The following is a 25324-nucleotide window of genomic DNA, read 5'->3' as shown; positions in this document are numbered from 1 at the left end:
ACGGCGGCGATACGCCGCTTGCTGGTCTTTCCGCTGATGCCACTGCTTCTGGTGGGCCACTATTCGGGTGAGTCCCGCCGGCCGATTCTCGGTGACGACATGCGCGTGACCGCGCGTCCGATCGTTCTCGATGCCAGTGATGCCAACCGTACGCGCGTCGGGCCGCTGCGGTTTCTGGGCGGCTGGGAACTGAAGGGACGCGACGACGGCTTTGGCGGCTTTTCCGCGATGGCGGCGATGCCGGGCGAATTGCGGTTTCTAAGCGATGCGGGCGGCCTGGTGACCTTGCGGATCAATGCTTCGGGGCAGATCGCGCCCGTCGGTTTCGCGGATCTGCCCGGCGGGCCGGGGCGGGGTTGGGGCAAGGAAGACCGCGATACCGAAGCGATGACGCGCGATCCGCGTACCGGTCAGGTCTGGGTCGCCTTTGAGCGCGCCAATGCGATCTGGCGCTATTCGCGTGACCTCCGGCGCGTCGAGGCCAGCGCACAACCAGAAGCCATGCACGACTGGCCGGAAAATGGCGGCGCGGAGGCGATGCTCCGCCTCCGTTCGGGACGCTTTCTTATTTTCTCGGAAAGGGCGCGCTCCAAAAAGAAGCTTGGCATCGAAGCGCTGGCCTTTGATCGCGATCCGACCGATCCGGCCGCCCAAGTCACGCGTTTCGCCTATCGGCCGCCCAAGGGCTACCGCGTGACCGATGCGGTCGAGATGGCTGACGGGCGGATCCTTCTGCTCCACCGCCGCATAGCGCTCCACCCCTATCTGTCCGCCAGGCTGGCGATGCTCGATCCCTCCGGCATTCGCGCTGGCGCGGTGCTCCCGGTTCACGAGGTAGCGCATTTCGCGCCGCCACTGGCGGTCGACAATATGGAGGCGCTCGCGCTGGACGAAGAGGGCGGGCGGCAGATCCTGTGGATCGCCTCGGACGACAATTTCCGATCGCCCTTTCAGCGGAACCTGCTGCTCAAGTTTGAGCTTCTGCCGATTCCGGCTGCACAGCGATAAGGCGGACATGCCAAAAGCGGCGCCCGTACGATGCGGGCGCCGCTTCTGAAAATACCTTCATCGAAGGACAAGGCGCTCGTGCGCCCCGATCCGGCTCAGGCGGCCGCAGCGGCTTTTTTGGAGACTTCGCGCTTCAGGCGGCGGGCCTTCAGGCTGAGCTTGTCGTCCGAGGTCTTGAGCAGCCAGTTGTCGAGGCCGCCATTGTGCTCGACCGAGCGCAGGCCGTGCGTCGAAACGCGCAGCTTGACGCTGGTGCCCAGCGAATCCGACATCAGCGTCACATTCTGCAGGTTGGGCAGAAAGGTCCGCTTGGTCTTGTTGTTGGCGTGGGAAACATTGTGACCCACCTGGCGACCCTTGCCGGTCAGCTCGCAAATACGCGACATCGTTCTCAATCCTGAATATCGGTTGCCCGGAAAGTCGGTGCGGATAGCGCTAGGGGTGATTCGCGTCAACCAAAACGTGGCAATTCACGCATCTGTTGCAAGTGCGTAGCCTGTCGCTACACGCAAAGCCCATGGCCTTTCCACTGCCCGACCCGATGAAACAGGCGCTTGCAGCCGCACGCGCAGCCGTCGATGCGGGCGAGGTGCCGATCGGCGCGGTGCTGATGCTGGACGGCAAGGTGATCGCGACCGCCGCCAACGAGACGCGAACCGGGCGCGATCCCACCGCGCATGCCGAGATGCTCGTCATCCGTCGTGCCGCGGAGGCGCTGGGGCAGGAACGGCTCGAGCGCTGTGATCTATGGGTGACGCTCGAGCCGTGCGCGATGTGCGCTGGCGCGATCGCGCATGCCCGGATCGCGCGGCTCTATTATGCCGCGCCCGATCCCAAGGGCGGCGGCGTCGAACATGGTGCGCGCGTCTTCGACCAGCCGACCTGCCATCATCGCCCGGAAGTCTATTCGGGGCTGGGCGAAGCCGAATCGGCAATGCTCCTGCGCGAATTCTTCGTCGCGCGGCGGTAGGAAAAGGGCGCAGGGCAGCAGCCCCGCGCCCGATGGTACGCGTACGCTACTTCCTACAAAGCGGTTAGCCCTGAACGTCCTCCTGCTTGATGGGGACGATCTTGATCTCAACGCGGCGATTGGCCTGCCGGCCGTCAGGCGTATCGTTGCTCGCGATCGGGCGCGTCGCGGCAAAACCCTGCGTTCCGATACGCGCGGACTGGACGCCGCGCAGCGTCAGATAATTGGCGACCGACTGCGCGCGATTCTGCGAGAGCGGCACGTTGATCGCATCATTGCCCGTCGAATCGGTGTGGCCATAAACATCGATAAAGGTCTGGTTATACTGGCTCAGGGTCGACGCCACCTGATCGAGTGTGCTTTGAAATTCAGGTTTTACGGTGGAGCTGTTGGTATCGAAGGTCACGCCCGAGGGCATGTTGAGCAGCAGCTCGTCACCCTGGCGCACGACGTCGACGCCCGTGCCTGCGGTCTGCTGTCGCAACTTCTTTTCCTGCTCGTCCATATAATGGCCGATGCCTGCACCGGCGAGCCCGCCTAGCCCTGCGCCCACGATCTTGGCGGTGCGGTCGTTGCTGCCGCCGATGATATCTCCCATCAGATAGCCGCCGAGCGTGCCCGCAATCGCGCCTATGCCCGCTTTGGACATCCGCTTCTGGCCGGTCTCGGGATCGGTGGTGCATCCTGCCGTCAGGAGTAGTGCGCCGATCGCCGCCATGCCCGCCGTCTTGTTATCCATGCGCATCAAATTCCCCTTGCTCCGGATTTTCCGGCAATAGCCCGCAAACACAGGATAAACCCGCACGGGGCTTTCTTGTTCCGCATCCGGTCTGAGCCCGGCATTACGCGGATGTTGTTATCGCAGCGAAATCCTGACAATAGGGAGGCGAGCCATGCCGCCGCTTCCCCCCTTTCCCTGGATCGACGTCGCGATCATCCTCGCGCTGGTCGCCTTGAACGGCGTCTTTGCGATGTCGGAACTCGCGATTGTCTCGGCGCGCAAGCCGCGGCTTCAGGCGATGGCCAAGGCAGGGCGCAGCGGCGCGCGCACCGCGCTTGCGCTCGCCGCCGATCCGGGCCGCTTCCTCTCGACCGTCCAGATCGGCATCACGCTGATCGGCATCCTCGCGGGCGCCTATTCAGGGTCCAGCCTGGGTGGCCCCGTGGGCGCGCGTCTCGCGCTGTTCGGCATTCCCGAAGGCACCGCCGACGAGCTTGGCTTCGCGCTCGTCATCGTCGTCACCACCTATGCCTCGCTGATCGTGGGCGAACTCGTGCCCAAGCAGTTCGCGCTGCGCGCGCCCGAGCCGATCGCGGTGGTGGTCGCGCGTCCGATGCTCTGGCTCGCGCGCATCACCGCGCCGGTCGTCTGGGTGCTCGACAGGTCGAGCGCGCTGATCTTCCGCGTGCTCGGCATGAAGCGCGAATCCGACAGCCATGTGACCGCCGAGGAGCTGCACCTGATCGTCGCCGAGGCGAGCAAGTCGGGCGTGATCGAGGAGAGCGAGCGCGCGATCATTTCGGGCGTCGTCCGTCTTGCCGATCGCCCGGTGCGCGAGGTGATGACGCCCCGCACCGAGGTCGACTGGATCGACGCCGACAGTGATGCGGAGGCAATCCGCGCGCGATTGCTTGAAACCCCGCATACGCGCCTGCCCGTCGCGGAAGGATCGGCCGACGCGATCATCGGCGTGGTGCAGTCGCGCGACATCGTCGCGGCAATGCTCCGCCGCGAACCGCTCGATCTGCGCGCGCTGATGCGTCAGGCGCCGGTGCTGCCCGATCAGCTCGATGCGATGGATGCGCTCGATGCGCTGCGCCGGGCCGAGGTGCCGATGGCGCTCGTCCATGACGAATATGGCCATTTCGAAGGCCTGGTGACCCCCGCCGACCTGCTGATCGCGATCGCGGGCGAATTCGCGTCGGACGCCGATATCGGCACCGATCCCGCGCTCGTCGAGCGCGACGATGGCTCGCTGCTCGTCTCGGGCGCGATGGCCGCCGACCAGCTCGCCGAACGCCTCGCCATCGACCTGCCCGAAGACCGCGACTATGCGACTGTTGCAGGGCTGGCGCTGGCGGTGCTGCGCCACCTCCCCAATGCCGGCGAACATTTCACCGAACAGGGCTGGCGCTTCGAGATCGTCGACATGGACGGCCGCAAGATCGACAAGCTGCTGGTCAGCGACGCGCGCAAGCGCGGATAGCGGGGGCCATCAGGATGTCTGGAATGTCGTGGGATCCGGTCATTGGCTTGAACCCTCTCCCGCCTTCGCGGGAGAGGGTTGGGTGAGGGTCTTCTTTCTTCTACCTTGCGGTGCATGCATCCGGTCCGACGCCAGATCAGTCCACACGCTGCGCGCCTGAGGCGCGACATGACCGATGTCGAGCGCCGCGCGTGGCATGCGGTGCGCGATCGCCGGCTCGAGGGGTTCAAGTTTCGTCGCCAGGCCAGCATTGGCCCGTTCGTCGTTGATTTCCTGTGCGTCGAGGCGGGATTGATCGTGGAACTCGATGGCGGGCAGCACAGCGTGGAGGCCGACGCCCCGCGTACAGCATATCTCGAAGAACAGGGTTATCGCTTGCTTCGATTCTGGAACAGCGAGGTATCGAAACTTTCGAAGGCGTTCTCGAAACTATCGCCCGCGCGCTCGACAACGCTTGAGCAGGAAAGAAGAAGACCCTCACCCAACCCTCTCCCGCGAAAGCGAGAGAGGGCTCAAGGCATGTCTGAAATTGGGTCGATAGGCGCCATCCAGATGTGGGCGCAATTCGTGCTGTCCTACAGCCTGTTGATTGTGTCAGGCTGTATCCGTCCCATCCCTCGGACTCTTTTTCATTGTCAGTCTATGCAGCGATCCGGCGAGCCTGAGCCCGCCGAAGTTGCGGAACTATTATTTCGTCGTGGAGAAATTTAATTCCACGATTCAAGGGAAAAGTGCGAAGCCAAGACGCAAGCCGCTCGATCGCTTTCGCGAACGCGACATACTGAGTGGCGCTCAGTTCTCGCTGTCGAGCTTGCCGAACTTGGCCTCGAAGCTCTTGATGTCGCCCTTGGAGAGATAACCCGCCTGCTCGATCCACAGGTCGCGCGTGATGCGGCCCTTGAAGGTGCCGAGCTGTGCGTCGACACGTTCGATATCCGCCGGACCCCATGCCGCGATCTGCGCGAAGCTGTTGACGCCGAGGCCGTTGAGCAGCGTGACGAGCTTGGGGCCGACGCCCTTCAACTGAAGCAGATTATCGGGCTTTGCGGGCGCTGCGGCCTTGGCGGCGGGTTTTGCCGCGGCCTTGGGCTTTGCAGGCGCCTTGGCGGCAGCGGGTTTCGCAACGGGCTTTGCTGCGGGCTTGGCCGCAGGCGCCTTGGTCACCGGAGCCTTGGCGGCAGGGGCCTTTGTCACGGGTGCTTTCGTTGCCGGTGCTTTGGCGACGGGCGCCTTGGCGGTCCTGGCCGCGGGTGCTGCCGCCTTTTTGGCAGCGGGCGCGGCGGCGGTCTTCGGCGCAGCGGGTTTGGGCGCAGCCTTGGGCTTGGCCGCGGGAGCCTTGGCCGGGGCCTTAGCGGTGACGGGTTTGGGCTCGGCCTTCTTCGCTACCGCGGCCTTGGGCGCGGGCTTCACCGCGATCGGCGCAGGCGTCACGACGGGCTCCTGCGCGGGGATCTCGCCGGCAAAGGCCAGCGGCTCGGCGGGCTTGGGAGCGGGCTCGGCCGCTTTGGCGAGCGGTTGCGGAGTGGTCGCGGGGGCGGCGGGCTTGGCCGGAATCGACGGCTTGTCGGCGGGCGCGGCGCCGCGGCCCCAGACCCACCAGATGATGCCTGCACCCACGGCCAGCAGGATCAGCACAAATACCCAATTCACGTCGGTCATGTCCGCATCCCCTATTTCGCCGGGCCTTCTCGCCCCCTCAGACTGAAAAGCCTAGCGAATCGCGGTGCGCTGTCCACCCCCAATGGGTTACGCGAAGGTTACTGCCCGCCGCTGCCCCGGGAATTGCGCGATCCCGCAGAGCCCGCGAGCTTCAAGAACTCCTGCCGCCAGAAATTTTGCCGGGTTAGGTCTTTTCGCGTTCGACCTCGCGCCAGCCGATGTCGCGGCGGCAAAAACCCGAGGTGAAATCGATGGCATCAACCGCCTTGTAGGCGGCCGTCTGCGCTGCGGTGACGCTTGGGCCGGTGGCGGTGACGTTGAGCACGCGGCCGCCATTGGCGATGAGCGCGCCGTTCTTGATCGCGGTGCCCGCATGGAACACCTTGGCGCCCGTCGCCTCCGCGGCGTCGAGGCCGGTGATCGCGCCGCCCTTCTCAGGCGTACCCGGATAGCCCTTGGCGGCCATTACGACGGTGAGCGCGGTTTCCGCCTTCATCGCGGGCCTGGCCATGTCGGCGAGCCGTCCCTCGGCGGTCGCGAGGAGCAGGTCGAGCAGATCGTCCTCCAGCCGCATCATCAGCACCTGGCATTCGGGATCGCCGAAGCGGACATTATATTCGATGAGCCTGGGCCCCTGCTCAGTCAGCATCAGCCCCGCGAAGAACACACCCGAATAGGGCATGCCGGCGTCCGCCATCGCGCGTGCGGTCGGGGCGACGATCTCATCCATCACGCGTTGCTCGAGTTCGGGTGTCAGGACGCGCGCCGGGCTGTACGCGCCCATGCCGCCGGTATTGGGGCCGGTATCGCCTTCCCCGACGCGCTTGTGGTCCTGCGCCGATCCGAAGGGCAGCACGGTCGTGCCGTCGCACAGCGCGAAGAAGCTCGCTTCCTCGCCGGTCATGAACTCCTCGATTACCACCTCGGCGCCCGCCGCGCCGAAGCTGCCGGAGAACATGTCCTCGACGGCGGCCTCGGCCTCTTCGCGCGTCTCGGCGATGATCACGCCCTTGCCCGCGGCGAGCCCGTCTGCCTTGACCACCACCGGAAAGCCGAAGTCGCCGAGCGCGGCGAGCGCACCGTCCTTGCTCATCGCACGAACATAGGCGGCGGTCGGGATATTCGCGCGGGCGCAAAGGTCCTTGGTGAAGCCCTTTGATCCTTCGAGCTGCGCCGCGGCCTTGTTCGGCCCGAACACCGCGATGCCCATCGTGCGCAGATTGTCGGCGAGCCCGTCTACCAGCGGCGCCTCCGGGCCGACGACGACGAGCGCGATCGAATTGCGGATGCAGAAATCGATCACCGCGCGGTGATCGGCAGGATCGATCTCGACCAGCTCGGCATGCGCCGCTATGCCCGGATTTCCGGGGGCCGCGAACAGCCTGGTCAGCTTCGGCGATTGCGCCAGCTTCCAGGCGAGCGCATGTTCGCGGCCTCCCGCGCCCAAAAGCAGGACATTCATGAGCGATCCCTTCGACAACGATAATTCCGGGCGGCTGTTAGCCGAGGAGCGCGACGGGGACAACGCGCCCGCGCTTTCGGTCAGCGAATTGTCGGCATCGCTCAAGAGAATGGTGGAAACCAATTTCGGCCATGTCCGCCTGCGCGGCGAGATTTCGGGCTACAAGCGCGCCGCGTCGGGCCATGTCTATCTGACGCTCAAGGACGAGAATGCCTGTATCGACGCGGTGATCTGGAAGGGCCCGGCGAGCCAGATACCCTTTCGTCCCGAGGATGGGATCGAGGTGATCGCGACGGGGCGGCTCACCACCTATCCGGGCCGATCCAAATATCAGATCGTGATCGAGCGGCTCGAACTGGCGGGCGAAGGCGCGCTGATGATGCTGCTCGAGCGGCTCAAGGCGAAGCTCGGCGCCGAAGGCCTGTTCGATCCTGCACGCAAGGTTCCATTGCCCTTCCTTCCGCGCGTGATCGGCGTGGTCACATCTCCCACGGGAGCCGTGATCCGCGACATTCTCCACCGACTGGAGGATCGTTGCCCGACCCGGGTGATCGTCTGGCCCGTGCTGGTGCAGGGCGAGGGCGCGGCCGCGCAGGTAGCGGCTGCAGTCAACGGCTTCGATTTGCTGCCCGACGGCGGTCCCGTCCCGCGCCCCGATCTCGTCATCGTAGCGCGCGGCGGCGGTTCGATAGAGGATCTGTGGGCCTTCAATGAGGAAGCCGTGGTCCGCGCGGTCGCCGGCTGCTCTATCCCGATCATTTCGGCGGTGGGGCATGAAACCGACACCACATTGTGCGACTATGCCGCTGACGTCCGCGCGCCTACGCCAACCGCCGCCGCCGAGATCGCGGTGCCCGTCCGCGCTGACCTGATCGCGCATCTCGGCCAGCAGCGGCTGCGCATGATCCGCGCGGCCAATCGCTACAGGGAGCGTGGCGCCGAGAGGCTCCAGGCGCTGGCACGACTGCTGCCCAAGCCCGCGCAGTTGCTTGACCCCCAGCGCCAGCGCACCGATGAACTTGGGGAGCGCCTGCGCCGCGGGCTTGCACACCGCCTGTCCGACGCGCGCGGCGAGCTTGCGCGCGCAGGCGGGGCACTGCGCCCCGTGCTGCTCACGCACCGCATTGCACGCGACCGCGACCGGCTGGAGCGGCTATGGCGGCTCGCCCAGTCGCTCCATCCCGACAAGCCGCTTTCGCGAGGCTATGCCAAGGTCGAGAAACGCGGCGGCGGTGTGGTGACGACCGCAGCGGAAGCGCGCGCCGCGGGCGCGCTGACGCTCCATTTCGGCGATGGGGCGATCGACGCACGGGTTGAGCGTGCGGGCGGCAAGGCCTATGATCCGGCGAAGACCGAGCAGCCCAAGCTCCTTTGAGAGAGGGCTGCCAACAGGAGCATGAAGACCCGATGTTGATGTCGCATTCCGGACGGCCGGCGAAACTCCATTACATGGCGAACGGCTTCCGTGTGCTCGCATCGGGCGATCATGTCGTCTGCGCAGTGACGGGGGACAAGATCCCGCTCGATCACCTGCGCTATTGGAGCGTGGCGCGGCAGGAGCCATATGCCAGCGCCGAGATTTCGGTACGCGCTGAGCTCGATCGGTGAGGAACGCCCTGCGGCGCGGAAGCGGTGCCGCGATCGTGTTTTTGCTCGCCGGTTGCATCGCTGCTCCCGTATCGGCGCCATCGTCCGGCGCGGCGCCGGCCAGCGTGCCGATTCCTCAAAAACCGGCCGCTCCGGTGCGTCCCGATTTCGAACTTGCCGGACCTTTTATACAGGGCGGAGTCGCGCTCGGACTCGCACCTTCCGATGCCCTGTCTCTCGCGCTCGATGGCAGGCCCGTCGACATCGCCGCGGATGGCCGCTTTCTGATCGGCTTCGGGCGAGACGCCACCGCTTCGGCCGAGCTGGTCGCGCGGCGCGCCGACGGTTCGACGATCCGCCGGTCGCTGACCGTAGCGCCGCGCGCTTGGCGGATCGAAAATCTGAACAGGCTTGCGCGACAGTCACGGCCAAGTGTGGAATTCGAGCGGCTGCGCGCGCCCGAACTTGCGGAGATCAATGCCGCGCGCGCCCTCGTTTCGGACAGTCAGGGCTGGCGCCAGCGCTTCACCTGGCCTGCAACTGGCCGCATCTCCGGGCTCTTCGGATCGCAACGCATCTACCGGGGCGAGCCCGGCGCCTATCATTCAGGGGTCGATGTCGCGCGCGTCACGGGTACGCCGTTTTTCGCCCCTGCCGACGGCGTCGTCATTCTCGCTACGAACCGGCCCTTCACGCTCGAGGGCTATCTGCTGATGATCGATCACGGCATGGGGCTCAACAGCGCCTTCCTCCATCTCTCGCGGATCGATGTGAAACCGGGCGACGTCGTAAGGCAGGGGCAGGCGCTCGGTGCGATCGGCGCGACCGGCCGCGCGACCGGCCCGCACCTTCACTGGAGCATGAAGTGGCGCGACGAAAGGATCGATCCATTGCTCCTCGCGGGGCCGATGCCGCAGGCCGCCGATTAGTTTTCGCGCCGCTAATTTTCGCGCCGCACACGGACACTGGGCTGGCCGTTGAAGGAGGCGAAGTACGAACCCAGGGAGGCGCGACGGATCTTCACTTTCGTGCCGGTCCTGGGGCCCACGGCCACGGGTTTCTGGTCGATCTGCGACCAGCGCGCGCCATCTTCCAGCGTAAAGCGCCATCCACCGCCCACGGTGCGCCCGGTGCCGGCGATCGTCGCCTCGATTTCCTTGATTTCTTCCTTTTGGTCGGCGTCGTCGTTATCGCCATCGCCGAAGATCTTGAGCGACGGGAGCGTGAAGCCGAACAGCCCGCGCCGTGCTTCGCGGACCTGCTGCTTGTCGACGATGACGACGTCGCGCTGCTTTTCCGCGGTCTCGAGCGCGCTGACCTGCGCGTCGTAACAGGCGAGGCGCTGCGCGGATTCGGCGATCGCCTTGCAGTCTAGCAGATTCTGAAAGGCTTCGGCGCGCGGCTTTTCTTTGTCCGCGGTCTTCGCGGCCGCGGGATGCGCTGCGATCAGGAAGGCGAAGGCACTCAGAACGGCGGCACGCATCATTTGGCATCTCCCCTTGGTCATCGGTCTTGTGAAGTGCGCGCGGGCGCGATGCAAGATTGTTGGACGCACGGCGTGTCAGGTGTGTGTGGCATAATGGATACACACCGCGGACAACTTGGCCTTCAGCCGTGATCTGGCGTTTACAATACCGTGAACATTGGGGCATTTCGCTGCGCAGACTGCTGGGGGAGGGCCGCGCAGGGAGCGCGCGCTTGCCCAGACAGCTAACATAGTCGGGACGAGTACTTCGCCTCGATCGCTCCAGAAAAGGGACTGGATAGTGAGCAAATCTCCAAAATATACGAGCCTGCGCGGGGGCGTTGCGTCCTTTGCACTTGGCTTGGCCATGATCTCTGCGCCTGCCTTTGCGCAGGACGAGCCCCAGGCCGCCGAAGCGACCGAAGGCGAAGCCATCATCGTCACCGGTTCGCGCATTCCGCAGCCGAACCTCGAATCGGCTGCGCCCGTCACGGTCGTCAACAGCGAAGAAATCAAGCTGCAGGGCACCACCAAGATGGAGGACCTGCTCAACTCGCTGCCCGGCGTGTCCGCGAGCCAGGCCTCGACGCTTTCCAACGGCGCTGACGGCACCGCGTCGATCGATCTTCGCGGCCTCGGCACCAGCCGCACGCTGACGCTCGTCAACGGCCGCCGCCTGCTGCCGGGCGATCCGAGCCCCACCAGCGGTTCGGCCGCCGACATCAACATCATCCCCGCTTCGATCGTGAAGCGCGTCGAGGTTCTGACCGGCGGTGCGTCGTCGACCTATGGTGCGGACGCGGTTGCGGGCGTCGTCAACTTCATCATGGATACCGATTTCGAGGGTATCCGGTTCGACGGCCAGTACAGCTTCAACCAGCACACCAACCGCAACGAGTTCATGCCGCCGCTCCTTGATGCGCGCGCCAATGCGGGTCTCGACGGCTATGGCTATCCCAAGGGCAGCGTCGTCGACGGCGGCACCATCGACGCCACCGTTTCCTTCGGCACCAAGTTCGACGACGGTCGCGGTCATATCGTCGCCTATGCGGGCTACCGCAAGGCCAAGCCGATCCTGCAATCGCGCCGCGACTTCAGCGCGTGCACCCTGCAGAACACCGGTGGCGGCGCACCACGCTGTGGCGGTTCGGCTACCTCGGACAACGGCAACGTGATCGTGTTCGACACGTTCACACGTCCGCCGGGCCATCCGCAGGCGGGTCAGCCATTCGTCACCTCGACGATCTACACCTTCGCGCCCGGTGGCGGTTTCAACAATTCCACCACGCTCTACAACTTCGCGCCGACCAACTATTTCCAACGGCCGGACGAGCGCTATACCGCAGGCCTGTTCGCGAACTACGAGATCAACGACTCGATCAAGCCGTATCTCGAGTTCATGTTCATGGACGACCGCACGGTCGCCCAGATCGCACCGTCGGGTGACTTCGGCAACACGCTGACGATCAACTGCGACAACCCGCTCCTGTCGGCGGCTCAGAGCAACGTCGTCTGCGATGACGAAAACCTGATCAACGGCTTCCTGGGCGTCTTCCCGCTTGCAGTGGGCGCTCCCTACAACACCGGCGCGCCTGGCTCTGGCACGCCCGGACCTGGCGGATTGCCGATCGACTTCATCGATCCGACGACCGGTATGTCCTACAACAAGGCGTTCTTCCAGTTGCTCCGCCGCAACGTCGAAGGCGGTCCTCGCCGGTCGGATCTGCACCACGTCAATTTCCGTACGGTCATTGGTACCAAGGGCGATCTGGATGACGTCTGGTCGTACGACGCCTATTACCAGTATGGCCGGTCGAACTATACGCAGGTCTATTCGAACGAGTTCTCGGTGGCGCGTCTCAACCGCGCGCTCGATGTCGTGGTCGGTCCCAACGGTACCCCGATATGCCGCTCGGTCCGCGACGGCACCGATCCGACCTGCGTGCCCTACAACGTCTTCGGCGGCGCGGGCTCGGTGAGCCCGGCAGCGGTTTCCTATCTGTCGGCGACCGGCTTCCAGAAGGGCCAGACCTCGGAACAGGTCGCGAGCGTCTCGTTCACCGGTCTTCTCGGTGACTATGGCTTCAAGGCCCCCTGGTCCGAAGATGGCGTTGGCATCAACGTCGGCGCGGAATGGCGCAAGGAATCGCTGGAACTGAACACCGACAACGCCTTCCAGACGGGTGATCTCACCGGTCAGGGTGGCGCGACGCTGCCGCTTTCGGGCAACTTCCGCGTCTATGATCTGTTCGGCGAAGTCCAGATCCCGCTGGTGCAGGACAACTTCATCCACGACCTGTCGATCAACGCGGGCTATCGCAAGTCCTGGTACAAGACGAGCGCCGACCGCGAGTACGACACCGACACCTACAAGGTCGGCGTCGAGTTCGCGCCGATCCCGGACATTCGCCTGCGCGGCGCATATAACCGGGCCGTCCGTGCTCCGAACATCCAGGAGCTGTTCGCCACCAACACCGTCGCTTTGAACGGCAGCGTGGATCCCTGCGCTGGCGTCACGATCACGGCGGCGGATTTTGGCTGTATTGCTCAGGGTCTTCTGGTTGGCCAGCGGACCGCAGCAAATCCGGCGGGCCAGTATAACGGCCTGATCGGCGGCAATCCGGATCTACAGCCCGAAAAGGCGACGACCAAGACCTTCGGTGTGGTCCTTCAGCCCAGCTTCCTGCCGCGCTTCGCGCTGACCGTCGATTATTTCGACATCAAGGTCGACAACGCGATCCGCGCGTTCGGGCAGGACGCGGTTCTGAACGACTGCGTCGACAACTCGACCGCAACGTCCACGGCCCCATCGTGCGACCTCGTCAATCGTGACGCGGCTGGCTCGCTGTGGCTGACCCCGGGCGGTTTCGTTACCGACCTTCCGAACAATGTCGGTACGCTTCAGACCAAGGGTATCGAGGTCAACGGCTCGTACTCGCACAGCCTCAGCTTCGGTTCGATCTCGGCCAGCTTCATCGGGACCTATCTCGACAAGTACCGGATCGACAACGGTCTGACCGATCCCTTCGACTGCGCGGGCCTCTATGGTCCGACCTGCAGCCTCGGCGGCACCACCAATGCCGGTGCGCCGCTGCCCGAATGGCGGCACAAGGCGCGCGTGACGCTGAACACCGAAATGGGTCTCGGCTTCTCGGTGCAGTGGCGCTACGTCGGTGAGGTTTCGGCTGAAACGCTCGAGGACAACGAGTCGATCGGTGCACCTGTCAGCTCGCAATTCGATCCGGGTCTGAACATCAAGGCGCAGAACTATATCGACCTTGCCACCACCTACGCCATTGGCGAGAACTACCAGTTCCGCCTGGGCGTGAATAACGTGTTCGACAAGCAGCCTCCGCTGGTCACGTCGGGCAACGCCGGTCGTGCGGGCTCGAACCTGTGCCCGACCGGTCCGTGCAACGGCAACACCTATCCGGCGACCTATGATGCGCTCGGCCGTTACGTCTATGCGGGCGTGACGCTCGAGTTCTAAAGCTCGGCTCGGACTTCGATCTGGGGCGGTCGGTCTTCGGACCGGCCGCCCCTTTCTTTTTTGGGGCCGCGCCCTCCGGGGCCATGCGTATTCCGATTGCATTGGCGCGGCAGAACGGCTCAAACAGTGAAAGTGGCTACTGCATCCATGCTTGATCCAAGAACCGCCGATGTGCTCCGGCAGGCCGTGGCTGCCGCGCAGGCGGGCGATCTGCAGCGGGCGCAACGTTTGGCGGAAGGCGCGCTTGTGCAAGGCGGCGACGTTGCCGCACTCAACGCGTTTCTCGGCATGTTGCGCGCGCGATCCGGAGATGCCGCTGGCGCGATCCGCCATTTGAAGGCCGCGCATAGAGGACGGCCTGGCGATGTCACGATCGCGTGCAACCTGATCGCTGCGCTGATCGAGTCTGGTGAAACCACCGATGCTCTCGCTGTCGCGACGCGCGAACTCGCCCTTTCCGATTCGACGTTGCGCGTCGCGCGCTACCGGGGATTCCTTGCCCAATCGCTCGAACGTTTCGCCGATGCGGTCGAAGCCTATGAGCATGTGGTCAAGCACAACCCTGCGGATTTCGAGAGCTGGAACAATCTCGGAAACGCCAGGTCGGGCGTTGGCGATTTTGCGGGCAGCGTCCTGGCGCTGCAACATGCGTTCGAACTTGACCCACAGGCGCCCCCGACACGTCTGAACCTTGCCAACGCCCTGCGTGCGGCCGATCGAACCGCCGAGGCTGTGAGCATCCTTCGCGCTGCCGCCGCGGATTTTCCAGATGATGCGCGGGCGCTGTATGAGCTTTATGTGCAGTTCAAGCGCGAATCGCGGCAGGAAGAGGCGCTGCCTGTCCTGGAGGAGGCAGTGGCGCGCGACCCCAATAATGCGAGCTTGCAGCTCAAGCTCGGTGTGGAATGCGGGCTGGTAAACCGGATTGAAGACGCTGAGCGGGCCTTTCGCAAGGCGATCGCGCTCGATCTGCACATGGCCGATGCCTATCTGGGGCTGGTCATTCAATATGAGCACACCAATCGCGAGGACGAGTTCGCGCCGCTCATCGCACTCGCCGAAGAAAATGGGCTGGATCAAGGTGCACTGAGCTTCCTGCGGGCAATGGAGCACAGGCGTGCAGGACGGTTCGAGCTGGGCCTCGAATGCCTTGCGCTAGTGCCGTCGACGATAGAGCCCGAGCGAAGTGCACACATCCGCGCTACCTTGCTCGATCGCCTGGGGCGTTCCGATGAGGCTTTCGCGGCGTTTGAGGAGACCGCCAGGCTGCACGAAGCGCATCCAACCGAACCCGTGCGTCGTGGTAACGAGTTCCGCGACGAACTCCGTTCGGAAATCGAGATGCTCACGCCCGAATGGGTCGCGGGCTGGTCTGATGCGAATCCCGCACCCAAGTGCGCCGACCCGGTGTTTCTCGTCGGCTTTCCGCGATCGGGAACCACGCTGCTCGACACGATCCTGATGGGGCATCCGGGCGCGGTCGTGCTCGAGGAGAAGCCGCCGTTGAACCTTGTCGACATCGCGATCGGCGGGCTGGCGGGCATTCCGGCTCTCGATGAAGCCGGCATCGTCAATGCCCGCGCGCAATATTTCGACGAGGTCGGCAAGATCGAAGAGCTTGGTGCGTCCAGCCTGTTGATCGACAAGTCGCCGCTTTTTCTTCACAAGGCCGCGCTCATTCAGCGGCTCTTTCCCAATGCCCGCTTCATTTTGGCACTGCGTCATCCGTGTGACGTTCTGCTGAGCTGCTTCATGAGCAATTTCCGCCTGAACGCGGCCATGTCCAATTTCCTGAGACTTGAGGACGCGGCGGAGTTCTACGACCTCACCTTCCAGCATTGGGAGCGTTCGCGCGCACTGCTTCCGCTCAACGTCCATACGATCGTTTATGAACGGCTGGTCGATGACGTTGAAACCGAGGTCCGCCCGCTTTTCGATTTCCTGGGCCTCGAATGGCATGAAGGCGCGCTCGACCATCAGCGCACCGCCAAGTCGCGCGGGCTGATCACCACGGCGAGCTATTCGCAGGTGACCGAGCCCATCTACAAGCGCGCGGCGGGCCGCTGGCAACGTTATCGCAAGCATCTGGAGCCGATCTTTCCGACCCTTGAGCCCTGGGTTGAAAAGTTCGGCTATTCGCTTTGAGCGCCGAGCTGCCATCGCTGCTTGCCGAGGCCGATCGCGCCTCGGTTGCGCAGGATTTCGTGCGGGCACAGGCATTGTTGCGTCAAGCCGCCAATGCGCGCCCCGACGATGCGTCGATCTTTCTGAAGCTCGCCGGAGTAAGCCGCGCCGCTGGGGAGCCGCGCGTCGCCCTCGACGCAATACATCGCGCGCTAGCCATCTCGCCGCTCGACTTCACAGCGCTGCTCATGAAGGCGAGCCTGCTCGACAGGATCGGCGATCCATCGGCGGGGGAGGCGTGGGGGCACGCGCTCGCGCAGAAGCCTGATGGCGATCTGCCGCCACAGATCGCGGCAGTGCTCGCGCAGGGTGCGCTTCGCCATGCGGCCTGGCTCGATGCACGCGAAGATCATCTGAAAGCCGCGATGACCGCGGTTGAGGCGCGCGCTGAGGACGAGGAGCGGGGCCGCATCGCACGCTTCCGCAGCAATGTGCTGCGCAGGACGCGGCATTTCCACAGCGAGCCGACGCATTTCCAGTTTCCGGGGCTCAGCGAGCGCGAGTTCCACCCGCGCCGGCTGTTTCCCTGGCTCGCCGAGCTCGAGGCCGCAACTGATGTCATTGCCGCCGAGCTTGAGGCGGTCATGGCCGCCGAGCGCGCCGAACTCGTACCCTATATCCAGTATGCGGATCACCAGCCGCTTCGCCAGTGGCAGCCGCTCAATCACAATCCTGACTGGACCGCTATTCACCTGTGGCAGAATGGCCGACGGATCGAGCCCAATGCGCGTCATTGCCCGCGCACGCTGGCCTTGCTCGAACGCTTTCACCAGCCGGCAATCCCCGGCGCGTCACCCAATGCGATGTTCTCTCTGCTCGCGCCGGGCACCGCAATCCCGCCGCATGTCGGCGTCAGCAATGCGCGCCTGATCTGTCACCTGCCACTGGTCGTGCCCGAAGGCTGCTGGTTCCGCGTCGGCGCGGAAACGCGACACTGGCGGCGAGGTGAAGCCTTTGTTTTCGACGATACGATCGAGCATGAGGCGATGAATCCGAGCGATCAGCTTCGCGTCGTCTTCATCTTCGATCTTTGGCATCCCGATCTCAGCGAGGTCGAGCGCGAGGCGGTGACGGCGCTGATCACGGCCGATGGCGGCGCTCCGGCCGCGGGGTTGTGAGCTTCGAAGCCGTACTGGCCACGGCGCGCGGCACCCATGCCGATGCAGACAGCCTTGCCGATCTGGCCAGTATCGCGCTTGCCGAAGGTGAGGAGGACCGGGCACTCCCTCTCGTACGCGTCGCGGCGGAGCGGAACCCGGATGCACGATTGTGGCAATGGACGGGGCTGCTCGAGCGTGCGCTCGACGAACACGAAGCCGCGCTGCAGTCGTTCGCACGGGCGGCGCGGCTCGCGCCTTCGGATCCCAGCATTGCGCATGGTCATGCGCATGTCGCGCTCGAGGCGGGTGTCGATGCGGTGGAATTGTTCGAGCATGCGAACCGGCTCGGCCCGCCAAAGGGCGATGTTCTGATTGGCCTCGCGGCCGCGCGCATGGCGGCTGGGAACGGCGAGGAGGCTGCGGCCGAACTGGACGCGATCCTGCAACAAGCGCCACTCTGGGTTCAAGGGCACGCTCAACTGGCACAACTCCGCGCGACGATGGGGCGTCCCGAGCTTGCAAGCGCGTCGCTGGAGCGGGCATTGGCGGTGCTTCCGGGTGAGGCGTCGTTGTGGCAGGCGCTGTTCGATCTCGATCTTCGCCGCGAAAATTTTGCGGGACTGAGCGACAATGTGGCGCGCGCGCGCGCTGTGCAAGGCGCGCAGGCGCTATGTGCCGAATATGGGGCGATCGCGGCGGCGGAACTGGGCGACATCGAGCGCGCGGACGCGCTGTTCGAAGCGGCACCGGTGGACGCGCTTCCGGCGCTCGCGCTGTGGCGGATCCGGCACCTGCTGCGCACGGCCCGGACCGAACAGGCGTTAATGCTGATCGATCGCGAGCTTGAGACCGAGCGTGGCACAGGGGTCTGGCCCTACGCCGCCGCCGCCTGGCGGCTGACCGGGGACCCGCGAAGCGCATGGCTTGACGGCGATCAACGCCTAGTGACGGTGATGGATATCGCAGGGGAGCTTCCGGCGCTCGACGTGCTGGCCGATCGCCTGCGCGCACTGCATGTCGCCAAGGGCGAGTATCTCGATCAATCCGTGCGCGGCGGCACGCAGACCGACGGCCCGCTGCTCAGCCGCATCGAGCCTGAGCTGCGTGCTGCGCGTAGCGCGATCGTGCGTGCGGTGGAGAGCTACGTGGCGCAGCTTCCGCCCCCGGACAGCGCGCACCCGCTGCTGGGGCGTCGTCGCGATCGTCGCATTCGGTTCGCTGGGAGCTGGTCGGTACGGCTTCGAAAGAGGGGGCATCATGCCAATCATGTCCATCCACAGGGCTGGATCAGCTCGGCGCTGTATGTCTCGTTACCCGAGCGCGGGCCCCAAGAGGATCTTCACGCCGGCTGGCTCGCGCTCGGTGAGCCGCAGGCGGCGATCGGTCTCGACCTGCCCCCGATGAAGATGATCGAGCCGCGGCCGGGGAGGCTCGTGCTTTTCCCTTCATGGATGTGGCACGGCACGCGGCCTTTCGCCGAAGGCGAACGACTGACCATCGCGTTCGATGTGGCGTTGCCACGATAGATAAGGTCTTGTCGCTGGTCGAAAAATCCTTGGAACCTGGGGCCGGATGCGGCAAGTTCAATGTTATCTGGGTATCGAAAGGAGTTACGATGAGCCCTTTTGCACGTGTGACCGCATTGGGGGCTGTGATTGCCTTTGTGCTGGCGGTTCCCGCCGCGGCTGAGGATACGGCGGCTTCAAAGCCGAAGAAAGGCGATCCGGACGAGGTCGTTTGCGAGAAGCAGGAAGTGCTCGGAAGCCGACTCGCGGTGAAGAAGGTTTGCAAGACGCGCGCTCAATGGGAAGAGCAGCGGCGAGCGGATCGCGACCTGGTCCACAAGTCGCAAATGGGGTCGTGCGCGCGGCAGGCCGGTTGCTGACAAGACTGCGGAATGCCCGGATGAGGCGTTTGAGCCTCGTCCGCGCCCGTTAAATTGGTCCGCTTTTTCAAAAGCGCGCCTGGCAATGCCGGGCGCGCCGGTCGGCAGGTCGTACGATCGCCGTGCTTGATCGACGCATCGAGCCAATAAGCAAGTCGCCCTTGTGCCTTCTGCGCACGGCGCATCTCCCAGAACAAACAAGCTCTGCTGCTTCACTGCACCCAGCCGAAGTTGCTCCGGGTCCGTAGCGCCGCCGGCGTTTCGATGATTGGTGAACTCAAAAGAGGTTTTATAACAAACTTGTTAATCCGTCGTTCATGGAGGCGACGGTTGCCAAAACTGTTGCAAAAATGTGACAGCGCTTGATTCGTATTGTGTCAAACTAAAAGCCGAAATTTACAACGCCGGGAAGGTGGCTCATGGGACGCCATGCTGCGCGGGAAAGGGGTTTCCAGCGCTTCGACCAGATTTCTGGAACGGTTCTCGTTCCCAAATTAGTGTTGTATAAAAGGAAATCGACCCAAAATGAACAAGCGTTTGTTGCGTCTTCGGGCGGGTGCCGCGCATTTGGCAATCGGTCTGGCAGTCGTGTCCTTTCCTGCCCATGCGCAGGATGTCGCCGCCCAAAATGAGCCCGAAGCGATCGTCGTTACCGGCTCGCGTATTGCACAGCCCGAGATCGACTCCGTATCCCCGATCCAGGTGGTCGGCCAGGAAGCTATCGAGAATTCCGGTGTCACCAACATCCAGGAACTTCTCCTCGAAAATCCGGTTTTCGGCACGCCCGCGCTCAGCCGCACCAATTCCGCGTTCCTGACCTCGGGGACCGGAGCTGCCACCGTCGATCTGCGTGACCTTGGCTCGGACCGTACGCTTGTTCTGATCGATGGCCGTCGCGTGGTCGCTGGTCTGCCCGGCTCGTCGACCGTCGACCTCAACGTCATTCCCACGCAGTTCGTGGAGCGCGTCGACATCCTGACTGGCGGCGCGTCGTCGCTCTATGGTTCGGATGCGGTCGCCGGCGTGGTCAACTTCATCTACAAGAAGAACTTCGAGGGCCTCATTGCGGAGGGCCAATATGGCATCACCGAGCGTGGCGATGACGCGCAGTATCGCGGCAGTGTAACGTTCGGCGGCAACTTCGCCGACGATCGTGGCAACATCATGGTGCACATGGGCTATACCAAGCAGGAGGGCCTGCTGTCGCGCCAACGTGCAAACACCTTTTACGACGATGCCGACAAATGGGCCTACTTCACGGGTGATCCCGCGGATTTCGGCACCTCCGTCACGCCCTATTTCTCAAGCTTTGCGCCGCAGGGCAGCTTCCTGGCAGGCGGTCGCACCTTCACCTTCGACGCCAACAACGCGCTCAAGGAAGGCTTTTCGACCAACGGCCCGAACGGCGACGGCGTCGGTGCCGACGGCTTCAATCGTCAGTACTACCGCACGATCGCGGTGCCCGTGGAACGCTACCTTTTTGCGGCACGCGGCAACTATCAGGTGACCGACGCGATCAATTTCTTCGCGGAAGGCACCTATGCCAACACCAGCTCGTCGCGCCAGATCGAGCCCTCTGCCATCGGTTCGGACGACATCTTCAAGAGCTCGGGCGGGCTCGTGCCGATCGAGACGCGCGTCAACGGCGCCATCATGCTCAATCCCTATGTGCCCGCCGCGATCGCCGCGGCTGCTACGGACGAGGATGGCGATGGTCTGCGCGACATCAGCTTCTCGAAGCGTCTGTCGGATCTGGGCCCGCGCGATGGCAGCACCAGCCGCGATTATTACCGTTTCGTTGCGGGTCTCGAAGGCGATGTGTTCGACAAGTTCCACTGGGATGTCAGCTATGTCTATGGCCGCACCAGCGAGACGCAGCAATCGAACGGGCAACCGAACATTCTGAACTTCGCCAATGCGCTGTCCGCGGTGCAGGACCTTGGCGACGTCAACAATAACGGCCTGACCACCGACGTGATCTGCGCGAGTGCCGAGGCGCGTGCCCAGGGTTGCGTGCCGATCAACATCTTCGGCTTCAATTCGATCTCGCCGGAAGCCGCGAAGTACATCGCAGCCGAACAGTCCTACAGCACGCGGATCACGCAGCAGGTGGTGTCCGCGAACCTCTCCGGCACGCTGTTTGACCTGCCGGCGGGCGGTCTGGGCGTGGCGATCGGCGCGGAGTATCGCAAGGAAAGCAGCCGCGAGAACTGGGACGCGCTGACCAACGCCGGTCTCAACGCGGGCAATGCGCTTCCCGACACGCGCGGTTCGTTCGACGTCAAGGAAATCTACGGCGAAATCAACGTGCCGATCCTTGCCGACACACCCTTCTTCCATGACCTGTCGCTGCGCGCTGCGGGCCGTATTTCCGACTATTCGACGGTCGGGACGGTCTACACCTACAATGTCGGCGCCGAATGGTCTCCGATCCGGGATATCAAGTTCCGCGGCGGTTACGCGCGATCGGTGCGGGCGCCCAATGTGGGTGAGCTGTTCACGGGCGCATCGCAGACCTTCCCGAGCGGTCTCGTCGATCCGTGCGCGGGCATCGGTCTGACGGGCGGCGGCGCGATCGGCGACAATTGCCGCGCGGCCGCTGGCGTGCTCGCGAACATCCAGCAGAACGGTGTGTTCACGGTCAACCAGGCGGATCGCCAGGGGATCAGCGGCTATGACAGCGGCAACCCCAATCTGAAGGAAGAAAAGTCCGATTCCTACACCGTAGGCGTCGCAATCAATCCGCGCTCGATCAATGCGCTGCGCAACCTGACGCTGACCGTCGACTATTACAACATCAGCATCAAGGACGCGATCGTGGCGCCGCCGCGGCAGTTCATCCTCGACCAGTGCTACGGTCAGGGCGAGCAGTCGTTCTGCGACCTCGTCGATCGTCGTCCATCGCAGACGGCCATCAACAGCTCGGGTTCGCTCGAATATGTTGACGCACCGCTGTTCAATGGCGGGAAGCTCAAGGTCGAGGGCCTCGACGTCGCGGTGGCCTACAACACTGCGCTGAGCGCTTTCGGTGCCGACGGTCGCCTGAGCGGACGCATCGCCTATACCCGCGTCTTCGACGGCTATGTCGTTTCGGTCCCGGGCGCGGACAAGGATCCGTTCGCGGGCGAGGTCGGCAACTCCAAGGATCGTTTCACAGCGAACCTCGGCTATGGTGTGGACGATTTCAGCATCAACTTCACGGGCACCTATATCGGCAAGGCCTATGAGGACGACCAGTTGCTTGCCGCCTATGACCTCGATCCCCACGCGATCAAGATCGGTTCGGAATTCTATCTGGACACGCAGGCGCGCTTCAAGCCGACCGAGAAGGTCGAGATCTATTTCGGTGTCGACAACCTCCTCGACAACAAGGCGCCGCGCCTGCTGTCGGGAACCTCGTTCAACACGACGGGAACGGATACCGCCGCGGATGTCTACGACGTCTTCGGCCGCCGCCTCTACACCGGCGTGCAGTTCAAGTTCTGAGGCCTTCCCTTACGGCCAAAGAAGGAGGGGCAGAGCTTCGGCTCTGCCCCTTTTCTTTTGCGCCGGTTATCGGCGTCAGGTGGTGGTGAGGATCAGCGCGCCGTCGCCCTCGTCGACCTTGACCGTTGATCCGTCGGGGACCTCGCCGCGCAGGATCAGTTCGGCGAGCGGGTCCTGCAGATATTTCTGGATCGCGCGCTTGAGCGGCCGCGCGCCATAGACAGGGTCGTATCCCACGCGGCCCAGCCACGCGCGCGCAGCGTCGGTCAACTCGAGCGTGACCTTGCGGTCCTTGAGCAGCTTCTGGACGCGCGACACCTGGATATCGACGATCGGGCCCATATGCTGCTGCCCGAGCCGGTGGAACAGGATGATCTCGTCGAGCCGGTTGAGGAATTCGGGGCGGAAATGCCCGCGCACGATCTCCATCACCTGGGGCTCGACATCGGCGACTGACTGGTCGTCGGTCATGCCCGCGAGATACTGGCTGCCGAGGTTCGAGGTCAGGATGATCAGCGTGTTCGAGAAGTCGACCGTGCGGCCCTGCCCATCGGTCAGCCGCCCGTCGTCGAGCACCTGGAGCAGGACGTTGAAGACGTCCGGATGCGCCTTTTCAACCTCGTCGAACAGCACGACCTGATAGGGCCGGCGCCGAACCGCCTCGGTCAGCACGCCACCTTCCTCATAGCCGACATAGCCCGGAGGCGCGCCGATCAGACGTGCGACCGAATGTTTCTCCATGAACTCGGACATGTCGATGCGGACCATCGCGCTGTCGTCGTCGAACAGGAAACCGGCGAGCGCCTTGGTGAGCTCGGTCTTGCCGACGCCCGTGGGGCCGAGGAAGAGGAACGAACCCAGGGGACGATTGGGATCCTGAAGGCCCGCGCGCGAACGGCGGACAGCCTTCGACACCGCGTTGACCGCGGCTTCCTGCCCGATCACGCGCTTGCCAACCATCGCTTCCATCTGGAGCAGTTTCTCGCGCTCGCCCTCGAGCATCTTTTCGACGGGGATGCCCGTCCAGCGGCTGACGACCGCGGCGATGTCCTCGCTCGTCACCTCTTCTCGCAGCATCGCGCCCGCCGCCGCATTCTCGGCGTCGGCGAGTTGCTTTTCGAGCCCGGGGATCACGCCGTAGGAAAGCTCGCCTGCTTTCGCGAGATCGCCCGAACGCTGGGCCTGATCGAGCTGGAGCCGCGCGGCATCAAGCTGCTCCTTGATCCTGGCCTCGCCCGCGATCTTGTCCTTTTCGGCCTGCCAGCGCTGCGTCAGTTCGGCCGATTGCTGCTCGAGATTAGCCAGATCTTCCTCAAGCGTGGCCAGCCGATCCTTCGATGCCTGATCGCTCTCCTTCTTCAGCGCCTCGCGCTCGATCTTGAGCTGGATGATGCGCCGGTCGAGATTCTCGATCTCTTCGGGCTTGGACTCGACCTCCATGCGCAGCCGCGACGCGGCCTCGTCCATCAGGTCGATCGCCTTGTCGGGCAGGAAACGGTCGGTGATATAGCGGTTGGAGAGCGTCGCGGCCGAGACGAGCGCGCTGTCGGTGATCCGCACGCCGTGGTGCAGCTCGTATTTCTCCTTCAGGCCGCGCAGGATCGAGATCGTGTCCTCGACCGTGGGCTCGCCGACGAAGACGGGCTGGAAGCGCCGCTGGAGCGCGGGGTCCTTCTCGACGTACTTCTGGTACTCGTCGAGCGTGGTCGCACCGATGCAGTGGAGTTCGCCGCGCGCCAGAGCGGGCTTCAGGAGATTGGACGCGTCCATCGCGCCTTCGGATTTCCCCGCGCCGATCAGCGTGTGCATCTCGTCGATGAAGAGGATGATGTCGCCCTCGGCGCCGCGCACCTCGTCGAGCACGCCCTTGAGGCGCTCCTCGAATTCCCCGCGATACTTCGCGCCCGCGATCAGGCTGCCCATGTCGAGCGCCATGAGCGTGCGGTCCTTGAGGCTGTCGGGCACATCGCCATTGGCGATGCGCAGCGCGAGCCCTTCGGCGATCGCGGTCTTGCCGACGCCGGGTTCGCCGATCAGCACGGGGTTGTTCTTGGTGCGACGCGCGAGGATCTGGATGGTGCGGCGGATTTCCTCGTCGCGGCCGATCACGGGATCGAGCTTGCCGTCCTTGGCCGCCTGGGTCAGATCGCGCGCGAATTTCTTGAGAGCATCGTAGCGATCCTCCGCGGACGCGGTGTCGGCGCTCCGGCCGCCGCGCAGTTCGTTGATTGCACCATTGAGTGCATCCGCCTTCAAGCCCGCGGTCGCCAGAACCTTGCCCGCAACGGTCGTCGTCGCGAGCACGAGCGCGAGCAGCATCCGTTCGACGGTGACATAGCTGTCGCCCGCCTTCTGCGCGACCTGCTCGGCCTGATCGAGCACGCGCACGAGATCATTGTCGAGACCTGGCGTTTGCTGCGCACCACTGCCCGACACCGCCGGAATCTTGCTCAGCGCCTTGTCGACTTCGGCTGTCGCGGTTTGCGCGCTGCCGCCGGCTGCCTGGATCAGACCGGCGGCCATACCCTGTTCGTCCTCGAGCAACGCCTTCAGGAGGTGTTCAGGGCTGATCCGCTGATGGTTCATGCGGATGGCGACGGTCTGCGCGGACTGGAGGAAACCCTTGGCGCGATCGGTGAATTTTTCGAGGTTCATGAAGCTCCCCTTGTTTCAAATCGGTCGCGATATGGTGTTGTATTTATGCAACACAAGGTTTGAAGGATAAAATTTGCGAGGGTGCCAACGGGGCCACGCGCGCTTGTGTTCGCACTTTTCCCTTGAATCGTGACGCAAAATATCGCGCCCAAGACAGATAGTTACA

19 protein-coding genes are annotated in these 25324 nt (G+C 64.2%); 13 read left to right on the top strand and 6 right to left on the bottom strand.

Features of this window, described 5'->3' with window-relative positions:
- Positions 1 to 36: 36 nt before the first annotated feature.
- The gene (locus D3876_RS03220; RefSeq protein ID WP_147417571.1) at positions 37 to 1008 is read left to right on the top strand and encodes an esterase-like activity of phytase family protein; all 972 of its coding nucleotides are present in this window, start codon (positions 37 to 39) and stop codon (positions 1006 to 1008) included.
- A 95-nt stretch (positions 1009 to 1103) separates the two neighbouring features.
- Here D3876_RS03220 and rpmB read toward each other — a convergent pair whose 3' ends face one another.
- Positions 1104 to 1394, bottom strand: coding sequence for a 50S ribosomal protein L28 (gene rpmB / locus D3876_RS03215; protein WP_119759643.1), 291 nt, complete (start codon positions 1392 to 1394; stop codon positions 1104 to 1106).
- A gap of 131 nt (positions 1395 to 1525) precedes the next feature.
- Here rpmB and D3876_RS03210 point away from each other — a divergent pair, with 131 nt between their 5' ends.
- Positions 1526 to 1978, top strand: a complete 453-nt coding sequence (locus tag D3876_RS03210; RefSeq protein ID WP_238475220.1) for a nucleoside deaminase — start codon at positions 1526 to 1528, stop codon at positions 1976 to 1978.
- Between the two features lie 64 nt (positions 1979 to 2042).
- Here D3876_RS03210 and D3876_RS03205 read toward each other — a convergent pair whose 3' ends face one another.
- Positions 2043 to 2723, bottom strand: a complete 681-nt coding sequence (locus D3876_RS03205; RefSeq protein WP_147417570.1) for a YiaD family glycine zipper/OmpA-like lipoprotein — start codon at positions 2721 to 2723, stop codon at positions 2043 to 2045.
- A gap of 148 nt (positions 2724 to 2871) precedes the next feature.
- Here D3876_RS03205 and D3876_RS03200 point away from each other — a divergent pair, with 148 nt between their 5' ends.
- Both D3876_RS03200 and D3876_RS20715 read left to right on the top strand, forming a co-directional pair.
- Positions 2872 to 4185 carry a hemolysin family protein gene (locus D3876_RS03200; RefSeq protein WP_119759642.1) on the top strand — a complete coding sequence of 438 codons (1314 nt, stop codon included), beginning with the start codon at positions 2872 to 2874 and terminating at the stop codon, positions 4183 to 4185.
- A 168-nt stretch (positions 4186 to 4353) separates the two neighbouring features.
- Entirely contained in the window at positions 4354 to 4896 is a 543-nt protein-coding gene (locus D3876_RS20715; RefSeq protein WP_238475219.1) for an endonuclease domain-containing protein, read from the top strand.
- Between the two features lie 81 nt (positions 4897 to 4977).
- Here the strand turns inward: D3876_RS20715 and D3876_RS20355 are convergent, their stop codons facing one another.
- The gene (locus D3876_RS20355) at positions 4978 to 5844 is read right to left on the bottom strand and encodes a hypothetical protein (protein WP_182911849.1); all 867 of its coding nucleotides are present in this window, start codon (positions 5842 to 5844) and stop codon (positions 4978 to 4980) included.
- Positions 5845 to 6028: 184 nt separating this feature from the next.
- Positions 6029 to 7306: a phosphoribosylamine--glycine ligase gene (gene purD / locus D3876_RS03180; protein ID WP_119759639.1), complete on the bottom strand. Its 1278-nt coding sequence runs from the start codon at positions 7304 to 7306 to the stop codon at positions 6029 to 6031.
- Here purD and xseA point away from each other — a divergent pair.
- The 3 genes from xseA (at position 7305) to D3876_RS03165 (ending at position 9822) form a co-directional block, all read left to right on the top strand.
- Positions 7305 to 8681, top strand: coding sequence for an exodeoxyribonuclease VII large subunit (xseA, locus tag D3876_RS03175; protein ID WP_119759638.1), 1377 nt, complete (start codon positions 7305 to 7307; stop codon positions 8679 to 8681). The genes purD and xseA overlap by 2 nt on opposite strands.
- 32 nt (positions 8682 to 8713) lie before the next feature.
- Positions 8714 to 8914, top strand: a complete 201-nt coding sequence (locus D3876_RS03170) for a DUF2093 domain-containing protein (protein WP_119759637.1) — start codon at positions 8714 to 8716, stop codon at positions 8912 to 8914.
- 104 nt (positions 8915 to 9018) lie between these two features.
- The gene (locus D3876_RS03165) at positions 9019 to 9822 is read left to right on the top strand and encodes a M23 family metallopeptidase (RefSeq protein WP_420801933.1); all 804 of its coding nucleotides are present in this window, start codon (positions 9019 to 9021) and stop codon (positions 9820 to 9822) included.
- 11 nt (positions 9823 to 9833) lie between these two features.
- On the opposite strand, the gene D3876_RS03160 is transcribed toward D3876_RS03165, so the two are convergent.
- On the bottom strand, positions 9834 to 10379 hold the full coding sequence (locus D3876_RS03160) for a hypothetical protein (RefSeq protein WP_119759636.1): 546 nt from the start codon (positions 10377 to 10379) through the stop codon (positions 9834 to 9836).
- A 280-nt stretch (positions 10380 to 10659) separates the two neighbouring features.
- On the opposite strand from D3876_RS03160, the gene D3876_RS03155 reads away from it, so the two are divergent.
- From D3876_RS03155 to D3876_RS03135, 6 genes are all read left to right on the top strand, one after another.
- A complete protein-coding gene (locus tag D3876_RS03155) occupies positions 10660 to 13848 on the top strand; it encodes a TonB-dependent receptor domain-containing protein (RefSeq protein ID WP_238475218.1) in 3189 nt (1062 codons plus the stop codon).
- A 147-nt stretch (positions 13849 to 13995) separates the two neighbouring features.
- Positions 13996 to 15993 (top strand): tetratricopeptide repeat-containing sulfotransferase family protein, encoded by a 1998-nt coding sequence (locus tag D3876_RS03150; RefSeq protein ID WP_119759634.1) that lies wholly within the window; start codon positions 13996 to 13998, stop codon positions 15991 to 15993.
- Positions 15990 to 17150, top strand: coding sequence for an aspartyl/asparaginyl beta-hydroxylase domain-containing protein (locus tag D3876_RS03145; RefSeq protein WP_119759633.1), 1161 nt, complete (start codon positions 15990 to 15992; stop codon positions 17148 to 17150). Before D3876_RS03150 ends, D3876_RS03145 begins: the two co-directional genes overlap by 4 nt.
- Positions 17147 to 18658: a 2OG-Fe(II) oxygenase family protein gene (locus D3876_RS03140; protein ID WP_238475217.1), complete on the top strand. Its 1512-nt coding sequence runs from the start codon at positions 17147 to 17149 to the stop codon at positions 18656 to 18658. Before D3876_RS03145 ends, D3876_RS03140 begins: the two co-directional genes overlap by 4 nt.
- Before the next feature lie 8 nt (positions 18659 to 18666).
- Positions 18667 to 19017 (top strand): hypothetical protein, encoded by a 351-nt coding sequence (locus D3876_RS20175; protein ID WP_147417569.1) that lies wholly within the window; start codon positions 18667 to 18669, stop codon positions 19015 to 19017.
- A 525-nt stretch (positions 19018 to 19542) separates the two neighbouring features.
- Positions 19543 to 22503, top strand: coding sequence for a TonB-dependent receptor domain-containing protein (locus D3876_RS03135; protein WP_119759632.1), 2961 nt, complete (start codon positions 19543 to 19545; stop codon positions 22501 to 22503).
- Between the two features lie 75 nt (positions 22504 to 22578).
- Here D3876_RS03135 and clpB read toward each other — a convergent pair whose 3' ends face one another.
- Positions 22579 to 25158, bottom strand: a complete 2580-nt coding sequence (clpB, locus tag D3876_RS03130) for an ATP-dependent chaperone ClpB (RefSeq protein WP_119759631.1) — start codon at positions 25156 to 25158, stop codon at positions 22579 to 22581.
- Positions 25159 to 25324 lie beyond the last annotated feature (166 nt).

This window comes from Sphingomonas cavernae, assembly GCF_003590775.1.
Lineage (GTDB): Bacteria > Pseudomonadota > Alphaproteobacteria > Sphingomonadales > Sphingomonadaceae > Sphingobium_A > Sphingobium_A cavernae.
Note: the sequence above shows the minus strand (reverse complement) of the source record. Positions and strands in the feature narration are given on the sequence as shown.